Raw genomic sequence first — 11,643 nt, forward strand, 5'->3', positions numbered from 1 at the left:
TCCGCCCCGATCTCAGCGAGCACTACCTCCAAAGTCAGCCTATCCATCCCGTCGTGAACGCCGATGTCGGGCGCGGCGATGGGCACGATCTGGCTGGCGTGGTGGAACGGCGGGGTGGTGCCGAACAGTGCGTAGGTTCGTGTGCCAACCGCGGCGGCGATGTTCATCACGCCGGTGTTGTTGCCGACGTAGAAATCGGCCTCCGCCAGCATCCCCTGCACGTCGCGCAGGTGCCAGCCCAGGGCCAGGCGCACGCGCCGGCTGCGTTCGCCCAACGCGCCGGTGATCAGCTCGGCCAGGCGGGCGTCCTCCCGTCCGCCGCTCAGCACGACCATCGGCCAGCCGGCGGCGAGCAGCGCGCCCACCAGGCCGGCGAAGCGGTCCGGCCCCCACTGCCGCAGCCGCTCGCTGCTGCCGATGCCGACGGCGACGAACCGGGGCCTGCCGTCGCCGAGGCGCGCGCGGGCCTCCGTCCGCATGGCCATCGGCACGCCGAGGCGCGGCTCGCTGGAGGGCAGGGGGATGCCGGCCGCCTCCAGGTAGCGGGTCGCGCGGGTGTGCTGGTGCAGCCTGGCCACCTCGGGCGGCAGGAACGGCCCCTGATTCAGGAACAGCCGCTGCCGGCCGAAGCCGTAGCCGCGGCGATCGGGGATGCCGGCGGCGAGGGCGGCGGCCGCGATCAGCGTGCTGTGGTGCAGCATGATCAGCGTGCCGAACGCATGCGCGCGCAGCTTGCGCACCAGTCGCAGGAAGCCGCGGATGCCGTCGTGCGCGCCCCGGCGTCCGGCGGGATTGAGGTCGATCCAGAACACCTCGGCCACCGCCGGATCGCCGGCGAACAACTCATCCGCAAGCGAGCGCGGCTTGGTGATCAGCGTCACCGGCTCGCCGATGCAGGCGGCGATGGCGCGGATATGCGGCAGGTGCCAGACCATGTCGCCAATGCCCGGCAGCGGCTGCACCACCGCGACGGGGTGCGTCACGGGGGCGAACACCGGGGGAAACACGGGAGCGGACACGGGCGCCGGCCCCGGGCGGGCCCCGGCCGGTGAGGCAATCGGCTCGATCTCTTCCGCCCTTGTCATTGCGTTCGGTCCGGCACGTCGTCGCACCCATGCGGTAGGAGCTGTTCCTGCCTTCTGTCAATCGGATCTGCTGACGATATCGTGATAGGTCGTCGTGTGCTGGCCCATAAGGAGACTGCCGGCCGCCGTTTTACTGGGCGGTTGGTTCCGCTACTTGCTGGACGGAGTGTTGGCTGCGTGCAGAGTCTGCATCGTTATTGAGGCATTCGCCTTTCAGCTATCACTGATGGTTGTTTTCGTTCTTCTTAATACGCCTGTTTCATAACAACATCCTCCATTCTGCAACTATCGCAACAAGGGTACCTCCGCTCCGCTACCCCCGACGGTATGCGCCGCACCGTGGCGTGCCGCCTGGCCGATCCAGCGGAACGCGGGCGGTCCGGTCACCGGCGATTGCCTCGCAAGCGGCCCAGGCGGTTGCGCCCCGGCGCGTCCAGCCAGGCCCCACGGTCGCCGCGGCGGCCATCAATGCGTTCGCGATCCTTTGATCCAATTAATGTAACTGTGTCGCGTCAACTGCGGATTTCCTGACCATAATGGGATGCGCAATCGTTCCGACTTCTGCGTGGCCGGAATCACTGCGCAGGCAGTCCTGTTGTACTGGCCGCCGGATGTTGGCGGCGTGACAGTGGTCAAATCCTGGCCATGTCGCAGTTTGTCCGGGTCTTGTGACTGCGCCGGCTGTTTTCATGGGGTAATCTGTTTTCACTCGAACAGTTTCGCTTTTCTGGAGGATTGCATGGCGACGTGGCGCGATCAGGTGGCGCTGGTCACAGGTGCCGGCCGGGGTATCGGACGGGCCATCGCGCGCCGGCTGGCGCGGGAAGGCGCCTCCGTCTGCGTCAACTATGTCACCCGGGCTGACGTGGCCGAGTCGCTGGTCGCCGACATCACCGCCAATGGCGGCCGGGCCATCGCCGTCGCCGCCGACGTCTCCGACGACGCCGCGGTCGAAGGCATGGTGGACCGCGTGTCGGCCGAGTTCGGGCCGGTGACGATCCTGGTGAACAACGCCGGGATCGGCCACAAGGGCACGCTGGATAACTACGATGCCGAAAAGCTCGAGCACATGCGGCACGTCAACGTGGACGGCATCATCCACACCACCCGCGCCGTCATGACCGACATGCGGCGGCAGAAATTCGGCCGCATCGTCAACATCACCTCGATCGCCGCGTTCGGCACGTCGCTGCCGGGCAACGCCTTCTACGCCGCCACCAAGGCCGAGGCGCAGATCCTGACCCGCCGCTTCGCCATGGAACTCGGCGGGCACGGCATCACCGTCAACGCCGTGGCGCCCGGCTACGTGCCGACGGAAGGCTCACAGGGCACGACGCCGGAGGAGGCCTGGAAGGAGCAACTGCAGAAGCTCGGCGCCCTGGCCATGCTCGGCCGCGTCGGCGACCCGGACGACATCGCCAACGCCGTCGCCTTCTTCGCCTCCCCCGAGGCCGGCTGGGTCACCGGCCAGGCGCTGGCGGTGGACGGCGGGCGGATGGACTACCTCGGTCACTGACCCGGCGGCAGGTCAAGCGCCCCCCAATCCAACGCCCCCCAGGCCAGCACGCGGCCGATCCGCACCGCGATCACCGGCAACGGCGCGAGGTCCATCCCGCGGTATTGCGGGTAGCGCTGCCGCAGGCGGTCCTGCGCGCGGTCGTGCTCGACGCCGGCCGCCAGGATCTCCGCGTCGCCGCGCAGCATCACCCAGCCCAGGCGGGTCCAGTCCTCGTCCCAGCGGTCCACCGTGACCGCCACCGCCGGATTCGCCTGGATGTTGCGCAGCCGCTTTAGCGGGATGTCCGCCCGCTTGGGCTTTTCGTCCACGGTGATGTAGACCGACCGTTCATCGAGGCAGAAGCAGACCGGCACCAGGTGCGGCACGCCCTGGCGGTCCGCGGTCGCCAGGTGGGCGACCCGCGCGGCCTCGACGAAACGCCGTTGCGCGTCGGTCAGCATGGCGGCCAGTCTAGAGCAGGACGCGGCCGAAGGCGACGGCCAGGAGAGGCCAAGGGGAAAGGCAGATGGACGACGAGGAAGACGACGGCCCGCCGCGGCTGCCGGGCGGCCGGTTCTACATGACGCCGCACGGCCGCGACCGCCTGCAGGCCGAGCTCGCCGCCCGGCGCGCCGAACGCCACCGCGTGGTGGAGATCGTCGCCTGGGCCGCCGGCAACGGCGACCGCAGCGAGAACGCCGACTACAAGGAGGGCAAGCGCCGGCTGCGCGAGATCGACCGCCGCCTGCGCTTCCTGACCAACCGCCTGGCGCATGCCGCGGTGGTCGATCCGGCGGCGCAGACCCAGCGCGACCGGGTGTTCTTCGGCGCCACCGTCACCTATGCCAACGAGCGCGACGAGGAAGTCACCGTCACCATCGTCGGGGTGGACGAGGCGGACATGGCAGCCGGCAAGATCAGCATCGGCTCGCCGGTGGCCATGGCGATGCTGCGGGCGCGCTGCGGCGACGAGGTCACGGTGCGCACGCCGCGCGGGCCGGAGGTGCTGGAGATCGTGCGCATCGCCTATCCGCCGCCGCCGTGATATCGGCTCGTTGCCGTCACGTCAGCCGTCCGGTGCGACGGGAAACAGCCCACCGGTCATTGCGGGTGCGGCAGAGCCCTTTCCTTGAAGATGAGCATCGTCCGGGGGCTGGCGGCGACGTGACGGATCGGCGCGCAGGCCATTGGCTCGGGCGGGGCTTGCCTGTTTTTCGGCTGGTGGGGGTCAGCGGCGGCGGGCGTGCGGGCGGATCGTCCGGACATGGTGCCACAGAGAATAACCGAGGACCGCAGCGGGCCACAGAGAAAAGGTCATGGCGCCGCGCGCGAAGCGCATGACCCCCCCTGCGTTGCCGGACCATGCGACGCCGGTCATCGCTGCACGACCGGATCGATGAACCTGCCCGGGATGCAAGCCTGCCTCGAATGTAAATCTGCCTCGTATGGTCGACAGCAACATCCGCACCGGGCCGCGCAACGTCCCCCTGATCCCCTGTGGCCCTCCAGGGCCCTCAACTTCGTCTCTGTGCGAACAGAAATACGCCTTCAACCGCGCTGCCGCCGCCGGCGGACGCACCCACCCCCATCAACCACGCTGCCGCACCGGCACAAGGATCCCCCCGCGCCCTCCCGAACCCTGGAGGCTGAACACTGTCCCGACGCACCCCTCTTTATCTCCCGCTCAGGAGGGATGCCGCGGCCTCGGTGAACACCTGGCAGCCGAGCACGATGTCCTCGTCGCGCGTGTTCTCGGCATAGTGGTGGCTGATCCCGCCGATGCTGGGCACGAACAGCATTGCCGAGGGCAGCACCTGGGCCAGGATCTGCGCGTCATGCCCGGCCCCGGACGGCATCGCCTGGTGTTGCCCGGGCGCCAGGCGCTGGGCCGCGTCGCGCAACGCCCGCTGCGGGCCGGGCGCCATCGCGCTGGGTGCGGTACTGCTGCGCTGGACGACCGCGACGCCGCACGGGCCGCGCGCCGCATCGGCGACGAGTTCGTCCAGCGCCGCCTCCAGCGCATCGAGGACGGCCGGGTCGGTGTCGCGGAACTGGAAGATCAGCTCGGCGCGGCCCGGGACGACGCTGGGGGCGCCGGGATGCAGCCGGATGTCACCGGTGGTCCAGACCGTGCGCGGGCCGGCGAGCGCCGGGAAGCGGTCCTCGATCGCCGCCACCAGCCGCACCAGAGCCACGCCGGCGTCCTTGCGCGCCGCCATGCGGGTCGTGCCGGCATGGTTTTGCTCGCCGGTGAATGCGATCCGGAACCGCCGGCTGCCGACGATCGCGGTGACGATGCCGAGCCGCAGGTGGCGTTCCTCCAGTTCCGCGCCCTGCTCGATATGCGCTTCCAGGTAGCCGCGATAGCGGGCGGTTTCGATCTTCCGCCGCGGCCGATCGGCGAAGCCGGAACGGTCCAGGGCGTCCCGCAGCGGCACGCCGGTTTCGCGGTTGGCGCAGGCGTCGATCTCCGCCTCGCCCAGCAGGCCGCAGAACGAGCGGCTGCCGAGGAACGAGCCGAAATGCCCTTCCTCGTCACACCACGCCGCCACGTCGATGCCATGCCCGAGCACGCGCGCCGTCTCCAGCCCATAGATGACGCCGAGTGCGCCATCCAGCCAGCCGGCGTGGTTCTGCGTTTCCAGGTGGCTGCCGGTCAGCAGTTTCCGCCCCGGTGCCCGGTCGCGGCCATAGACGTTGCCGATGCCGTCGATCGCGGCGTCCAGGCCCGCCTCGGCCAGGCGGTATGCCAGCCAGTGGCGCGCCTCGACATCCTGCCGCGAGAAGGTCGGGCGGTGCACGCCGGTCTTGTACTGGCCGATTTCGCGCAGGTCATGCAGGTCACGCAGCAGGCGGTCACCATCGATCGCAGGCATGGGCATGCTCCAGGTCCGGGTGTGCGGCACGCCATGCTGGCGGCGGCCTGTCCACAGCGCAATGGCGCCGCGGCCGCGGACGGCTTGCAAAACCCATCAGGGCGACAAGAAGCCCCTCTGTTGGCTCCACGGCAGCCTGAACATCGTGCCGAACCCTGTCCGGGAGACAGGAAATACAACAATCTTAGTGGCTTAGTGTCTTTGTGTTGAAGCGGCAGAGGAAACCGCACGAACCTGTCCGGGGCCCACGATCACGGCCTGTGCCGCTACAACCGTTGGCTTAACACAAAGACACTAAGCCACTAAGAACAGCCTGACCGGCAGCCGCCCGGGCCGATCGGCATTCTCCCGGCTTCCTCCGACTGTTGCCGGCATACAGGAGGGGCCGAAGCGAAGCGGTCATTCAGGCGCGGACCCGGAGCCATGAAGGCATCGCGGGAGCACATGCACCATGCGGATACCATCTGCGGGGGCCTTCCAGCCCGATCGAAACCTGAGATGGAGCGTTGATGTCTCGTCGGATTCCCTGGCGCACGTCCGTGGCATGGTGCGCGATCTGCGACCGCACCACGGAGGACGCCCGGCGGCTTCCTGCAATTCAAACCGTGGAACAAGGAAGCCGGCACCGCGCGCTTGCCCGGGCGGGAGCGTGCCCGCTCCCGCCGGAAACACCCGCCGGCGCTACTTCACCGCCGAATACGCCGTCGGCGCCAGGATATAGTTCGTCACCTTGGCGACGATCGGCCCGTTCGCCTCGGTTTTCGCGCGGGCGGCGTGCCAGTCGGGGTCCGCCATGAAGGCGCCCCACTTGCTCTCGCGCTCGGCCAGCGATTCCCAGGCCAGCATATAGTATAGAATCTGGTTCGATTCGCCGATGAGCGTGGTCCAGAATCCGGCCTGGCGGATGCCGTGCTTCTCCCACAGCTTCAGCGTGATGGTGCTGAACCGGTTGTTCAGGTCCGGCAGCCGCCCCGGCACGCATTCGTAAATCCGCAGTTCGTGGATCATGATTTTCCTCCCGTTGTGCGATCCGCCAGCAGTCTGCGGCGGCACGGCGCGACGGGCAAGGCGCGACGGGCAAGGTGGGGGCGGGGCTGCCCCGCCGGTGCAGCGCAGCCCCGCAACCCGGACGCGCGCAAATGGTTGCCCCCGCGGCAGGGCTTGGCTAGGTTCCCGCGCTTCTCCGTACAACCTGGAACCTGTCATGTCTCTCACCGCCGAACGCCTCGACCGAATCCAGCCCAGCCTGACCATCGCGATCTCCACGGTGGCGCGCCGCATGATCGCCGAAGGCAAGAACGTGATCAGCGTGTCGATGGGTGAGCCGGACTTCGACACCCCGCAGAACATCAAGGACGCGGCGATCCGGGCGCTGGCCAACGGGGAAACCAAGTATACCGACGTCTCCGGCACCCAGGCGCTGCGCAAGGCGGTGGCGGCGAAATTCAGGCGCGACAGCGGCATCGCCTACAAGCCGGAGGAGGTGATGGTCTCCACCGGCGCCAAGCAGGTGCTGTTCAATGCCATGCTGGGGACTCTGAACGCCGGGGATGAAGTCATCATCCCAAGCCCCTGCTGGGTCAGCTATCCCGACATCGTCACGCTGGCCGACGGCAAGCCGGTGCTGGTGCCGTGCAGCCAGAACAACGGCTTCAAGCTGCGCGCCGAGGACCTGGAAGCGGCGATCACGCCGAAGACCAAGTGGTTCATGCTGAACAACCCCTGCAACCCGACCGGCGCCGCCTACTCGGCCGAGGAGCTGAAGCCAATCTGCGAGGTGCTGATGCGGCATCCGCATGTCTGGGCGCTAACCGATGATATCTATGACAGTCTCGTCTACGGCGGCTTCAGAGCCGGCACGATCGCCGCGGTCGAGCCCCGGCTGAAGGACCGCACCCTGACGGTGCACGGCGTGTCCAAGGCCTATGCCATGACCGGCTGGCGTATCGGCTTCTGCGGCGGCCCGGTGGCCTTGATCAAGGCGATGGACAAACTGCAGAGCCAGTCCACGTCGAACCCGAACTCCATCGCCCAGGCCGCTGCGATTGAAGCATTGACCGGCCAGCAGGAAACGGTCGAGGACATGCGCAAGGTGTTCGAGCAGCGCCGCGACCTGGTGGTCGAGATGCTGAACCAGGCGCCGGGCGTGCACTGCTCGAACCCCGAGGGCGCGTTCTACGTCTATCCCTCGATCGCCGGGTGCATCGGCAAGACCAGCAAGGGCGGCACGCTGATCAAGGACGACGAGGCGTTCGCCCTGGCGCTGCTGGCCGAGGAAGGCGTCGCCGCGGTGCACGGCACGGCGTTCTGCTACCCCGGCTACTTCCGCATGAGCTACGCCGCCGCGACCGACAAGCTGCACGATGCCTGCACCCGCATCCAGCGCTTCTGCCAGGGCCTGCACTGACATGCCCGGCTTCGCCAAACGGCTGAGCGGGGTCGAGCTCGCCGCCAGCGTGCAGATGACGATCAAGGCGCGCGAACTGAAGGCGGCCGGCAAGCCGGTGATCACCCTGACCACCGGCGAGCCGAACTTCGACAGCCCGCCGCACGCGGTCGAGGCGGCGCACCAGGCCGCGCTGCACGGCGACACCAAGTACCCGCCGCAGGACGGCACGCGGGCGCTGAAGCAGGCGATCCAGCGCAAGTTCAGACGCGACTCGAACCTGGACTACGCGCTGGACGAGATCATCGTCTCAAACGGCGGGAAACAGTGTCTTTTCAACGCGATCATGGCCACTGTCGATCCGGGGGACGAGGTCGTGATCCCGGTGCCGTCGTGGATCGCCTACGCCCAGATGGTGCAGTTGTGCGAGGCCACGCCGGTGCTGGTGACCTGCCCGCAGAACAACGGCTTCAAGCCGCGGCCCGAGGACCTCGACGCCGCCATAACCCCACGCACCAAGTGGCTGATTTTAAATAATCCCAACAACCCGACCGGCGCCTGCTGCTCGGCCGAGGAGATTGCCGCGATCGCCGCAGTGATGCGCAGGCACCCGCATGTCTGGATCATGTCCGACGACATGTATGAGCACCTGGTGTTCGACGGCTTCCGGTTCCACACCTTCGCCGAGGTGGCGCCGGACCTGAAGGACCGGACGCTGACCCTGACTGGCGTGTCCAAGACCTACGCCATGACCGGCTGGCGCGTCGGCTATGCCGGCGGGCCGAAGCCGCTGATCAAGGCGATGACCGTGGTGCAGGGCCAGGCCACGGCGGGCATCTCGACGGTTGGCCAGGCGGCCGCCGCGGCGGCGCTGGACGGGCCGCAGGACGGGGTCGAGGAACAGATCGTCGCCTACAAGCGCCGGCGGGACGTGGCGGTGGACATGCTGAACGCCGCCAGGGGGATCTCCTGCCACAAGCCCGAGGGCGCGTTCTACGTGTTCCCCAACGTCGCCGGCTGCCTGGGCAAGACCAGCACTGGCGGGCGGGTGCTGCACACCGACGAGGACGTCTGCCTGGCGCTGCTGGAGGAGCAGTACGTCGCCACCGTGCACGGCGCGGCCTACCACATGAGCCCGTTCCTGCGCATCAGCACCGCCACCGCGGACGATGAGCTGGTGGAGGGCCTGAAGCGGATCCAGACATTCTGCGAGGGGCTGCGCTAAGCGAGGGGCTGCGAGCATGGGGCTTGGCCGGTTCGCCCGTGCCGGCATCGTGAAGGCGGAAGGCAGGCGAGAGGTCCGGTGCCTCTCCGTCATGGCCGGTCTTGTTCCCAATAAGAAACTACCCCGATGGTGGGGGACGAGCCTGCCCTGGTCGCCCCATAGCTTCATGCAGGGCGGGTCGGCCGCGCCGGCCGGTGGCGAACTATGGGATGCACACATCGCGGAAACAACCTGAAAATCAGGCCCTTGCCCCATGGCCCGGAGCATTCCTTCACCGTCATGGCGCGGCCTGTCGCTGGCGCGTTCACACGTCACGGGACCCGTCCGGGGCGCTGTTGGCCGGGTACCGCGCGAATGCCTTCGCACCGGCTGGGCGCCGCTCGGTATCGCCATGAGACGACCGCGGCCGGCCTGAGGGATCGAGGCGACGATCGTACGCACGATCTGCGATTGCGGCACGGCGGTGGCGGGTGCGCTCCGCCGGTGGTTCGTGCGGTAGATGGCGCCGATAAAACGCCAAGACGCCAAGTTCATGCCCGGCAATCCGCCGCCTGCCGCGATCAAGGCCATGACCGGCGCCCGCCCACGCCGGACGGTGACATCTGCCCCGGTATCTTGGCGTCTTGGCGTTGAGCAGGAACGGCGCGGCGGCACCGGGCGGTGGCGGGTGCGCTCCGCCGGTGGTTCGTGCGGTGGATGGCGCCGATCAAACGCCAAGACGCCAAGTTCATGATCCGCCATCCGCCGCGTGCCGCGATCAAGGGCATGACAAGCCCGGCCACGATCGCATGGGCCAGGGCCGCGGCAGATCGTTTCAGAGATCTGTGCATCCCGTGGCGCTTGTCCGGGCCATGACGATGGGTGCCACATCCGCAGCGGGCCGCTTCCGAATCCCCCATCCCATAGCCTCGATGCCCCCCCTGGTACCTCCAACGTCCGCATCCGAGCCGGACCGCGCAACGTCCCACTGATCCCCTGTGGCCCTCCACCCCCTCTGCTTCGTCTCTGTGCGAACAAAAATACGCCATCCACCACGCTGCCGCCGCCACGGGACGCACCGCCCCATATCAAACCACGACCGCCCCAGCCCACGCCGCCGCTAAGACCGGCCTCCCGAACGCCAGAGTCCGCGACCGGCGGCCCGGGCGGCACGCTCGTCCGCCTGCAGCGCCGGGGCCTCGGCACGCGCCCAGCCCTCGCGCACCAGCGCCGCGCTCAGCGCCTCCGGGCCGGCCACGCAGTCCGCCACCGGCCGACCCTGGCCGTCATGGCCCTTGATGGTGCAATCGACCGCCCGCCCGCGCACGAGCGCCGCCAGCGCATTGGCCGCCGCCACCCCGCAATCCACCGGCTGCTCCCCGTTGCGGCACACAGAACCGCGGGGCGGGGCAGTGATCCCCGCCAGCCGCACCACCCAGTCGCCCAGCCGCAGCGTGTCGCCGTCCAGCACCGCCAGCTTGTCGGCCGGCGCGCCGACATGGCTGTCGGCCGGTGCCAGCGCCGGCGCGTCGGAGGATCTCACGAACAGCCAAGCCGCCGCGGCCAGCGTCGCCGCGCCGCCCGCCGCCGCCAGCCAGACGCCCGGCGGCGGCATCCTGAGGCGGAATCCCGCCCGACGCCTGCTCGGCTTGAAAATCCGCCGCCTGTGTCTCACGAAAGTCACCCATGCCCCGGTTGTTGTCGTGCCGGCCTGCATCGGTGCATGGTCCGGCAACCGAATCAGTTCACCGATGCCAAAGCGGGGCGCGCCGCGTCAAGTCCAATACGCATCCAGGCGGCGGACGCGTTCGAACGCGCGGACGATCCGCGGACGGATCCGCTCCGCCCGCGCCGCCAGGAAGCCGGCGATCAGGCCGGCGGCATAGGCGTGCCGGCCGCCGGCGCCGCCGAGTTCGAGCAGCAGGTGGCTGGCCACCGCGCCGTCGTTCAGCACGCCCAGGCGCTGCTGCAGCAGGCTCAGGCGATTGATGAAGCGCTGCGCCGCCTTGTCGTCGTGCAGCGAGGCGAACATCTCCGCGGCATAGCGCGCCCGCTTGGCCCGCAGCCGCAGCGCGTGCAGCGCCGGGATGTCCAGCGTCTCGATCCGCTTGCCGGCCGACAGCAGCTTCTTCCAGCGCTGCTGTAGCACCGCGTCGGCGAACGTCGCCAGGTCCTCCGCCACGTCCTCCCGCGCCGCGTCCGCTACGTCGCCGGCCATACCCCTGGGCGGCGCGTGCCAGCCCTGCGCGGCGGCGAACCAGGCCAGGTTGATGCCCAGCAGGCGGAACTCGGCGCCGGCGAGGTAGTCCGCCAGTTCCTTCTGGTGCGCCCGCTGCCGCCGCGCCACCGCCGTGGTCAGCGTCGCCAGGCGCTCGTCGCCCGGCAGCGCGTGCTGGATGGCGGGGATGGTCTCGCCGGCGAACACGTCCCAGTCGCGCGTCGGCCCGAGTCGCCGACCGAGCGCGCGCAGGCCGTCGTTGATGGGGTCGAGGGCGCCGGGGGCGAGGGCCGGGCGGAAGATCGCGATCGCCGAGCGGGCGCGGCGCACCGCCACGCGCATCTGGTGCACCGCCTCCGCCCTTCCCCCGTTTGGC

At 69.1% G+C, this 11,643-nt stretch carries 10 protein-coding genes; 4 read left to right on the top strand and 6 right to left on the bottom strand.

Annotated features, from left to right (window positions below; all coding sequences use genetic code 11):
• Positions 1-1,085, bottom strand: a 1,085-nt coding sequence (locus CCS01_RS10035) for a glycosyltransferase family 9 protein (RefSeq protein ID WP_104518691.1), incomplete at its 3' end; no start/stop codon positions are given.
• A 739-nt stretch (positions 1,086-1,824) separates the two neighbouring features.
• Between CCS01_RS10035 and CCS01_RS10040 the strand changes: the two genes are divergently transcribed.
• Entirely contained in the window at positions 1,825-2,601 is a 777-nt protein-coding gene (locus CCS01_RS10040) for an SDR family NAD(P)-dependent oxidoreductase (protein ID WP_104518692.1), read from the top strand.
• Here CCS01_RS10040 and CCS01_RS10045 read toward each other — a convergent pair.
• Positions 2,595-3,044 carry a TIGR03668 family PPOX class F420-dependent oxidoreductase gene (locus CCS01_RS10045; RefSeq protein WP_104518693.1) on the bottom strand — a complete coding sequence of 150 codons (450 nt, stop codon included), beginning with the start codon at positions 3,042-3,044 and terminating at the stop codon, positions 2,595-2,597. The genes CCS01_RS10040 and CCS01_RS10045 overlap by 7 nt on opposite strands.
• A 65-nt stretch (positions 3,045-3,109) precedes the next feature.
• On the opposite strand from CCS01_RS10045, the gene greB reads away from it, so the two are divergent.
• Positions 3,110-3,628, top strand: coding sequence for a transcription elongation factor GreB (gene greB, locus CCS01_RS10050; protein WP_104518694.1), 519 nt, complete (start codon positions 3,110-3,112; stop codon positions 3,626-3,628).
• A gap of 628 nt (positions 3,629-4,256) precedes the next feature.
• On the opposite strand, the gene CCS01_RS10055 is transcribed toward greB, so the two are convergent.
• Entirely contained in the window at positions 4,257-5,459 is a 1,203-nt protein-coding gene (locus CCS01_RS10055) for a hydantoinase/carbamoylase family amidase (protein ID WP_204848209.1), read from the bottom strand.
• A 681-nt stretch (positions 5,460-6,140) separates the two neighbouring features.
• Positions 6,141-6,467 (bottom strand): NIPSNAP family protein, encoded by a 327-nt coding sequence (locus tag CCS01_RS10060; protein WP_104518695.1) that lies wholly within the window; start codon positions 6,465-6,467, stop codon positions 6,141-6,143.
• 196 nt (positions 6,468-6,663) lie between these two features.
• Between CCS01_RS10060 and CCS01_RS10065 the strand changes: the two genes are divergently transcribed.
• Together CCS01_RS10065 and CCS01_RS10070 are read left to right on the top strand one after the other, a co-directional pair.
• Positions 6,664-7,866, top strand: a complete 1,203-nt coding sequence (locus CCS01_RS10065) for a pyridoxal phosphate-dependent aminotransferase (RefSeq protein ID WP_104518696.1) — start codon at positions 6,664-6,666, stop codon at positions 7,864-7,866.
• Position 7,867: 1 nt separating this feature from the next.
• Complete coding sequence (locus CCS01_RS10070) at positions 7,868-9,070, top strand: pyridoxal phosphate-dependent aminotransferase (protein WP_104518697.1); 1,203 nt, start codon at positions 7,868-7,870, stop codon at positions 9,068-9,070.
• A gap of 1,099 nt (positions 9,071-10,169) precedes the next feature.
• Here the strand turns inward: CCS01_RS10070 and CCS01_RS10080 are convergent.
• Together CCS01_RS10080 and CCS01_RS10085 are read right to left on the bottom strand one after the other, a co-directional pair.
• Entirely contained in the window at positions 10,170-10,664 is a 495-nt protein-coding gene (locus CCS01_RS10080) for a thermonuclease family protein (RefSeq protein ID WP_158258325.1), read from the bottom strand.
• 159 nt (positions 10,665-10,823) lie between these two features.
• Positions 10,824-11,643 (bottom strand): CHAD domain-containing protein (locus tag CCS01_RS10085; protein ID WP_146101654.1); only part of this gene is annotated, 820 nt, incomplete at its 5' end.

The sequence above is a fragment of the Rhodopila globiformis genome (assembly GCF_002937115.1).
Classification (GTDB): Bacteria; Pseudomonadota; Alphaproteobacteria; order Acetobacterales; family Acetobacteraceae; genus Rhodopila; species Rhodopila globiformis.

What these genes read in the sequence shown, in the direction of transcription:
- CCS01_RS10040 (WP_104518692.1), top strand. Translation starts at nt 1,825, where the DNA reads ATGGCGACGTGGCGCGATCAGGTGGCGCTGGTCACAGGTGCCGGCCGG.
- CCS01_RS10045 (WP_104518693.1), bottom strand. Translation starts at nt 3,044, where the DNA reads ATGCTGACCGACGCGCAACGGCGTTTCGTCGAGGCCGCGCGGGTCGCC.
- greB (WP_104518694.1), top strand. Translation starts at nt 3,110, where the DNA reads ATGGACGACGAGGAAGACGACGGCCCGCCGCGGCTGCCGGGCGGCCGG.
- CCS01_RS10055 (WP_204848209.1), bottom strand. Translation starts at nt 5,459, where the DNA reads ATGCCTGCGATCGATGGTGACCGCCTGCTGCGTGACCTGCATGACCTG.
- CCS01_RS10060 (WP_104518695.1), bottom strand. Translation starts at nt 6,467, where the DNA reads ATGATCCACGAACTGCGGATTTACGAATGCGTGCCGGGGCGGCTGCCG.
- CCS01_RS10065 (WP_104518696.1), top strand. Translation starts at nt 6,664, where the DNA reads ATGTCTCTCACCGCCGAACGCCTCGACCGAATCCAGCCCAGCCTGACC.
- CCS01_RS10070 (WP_104518697.1), top strand. Translation starts at nt 7,868, where the DNA reads ATGCCCGGCTTCGCCAAACGGCTGAGCGGGGTCGAGCTCGCCGCCAGC.
- CCS01_RS10080 (WP_158258325.1), bottom strand. Translation starts at nt 10,664, where the DNA reads ATGCCGCCGCCGGGCGTCTGGCTGGCGGCGGCGGGCGGCGCGGCGACG.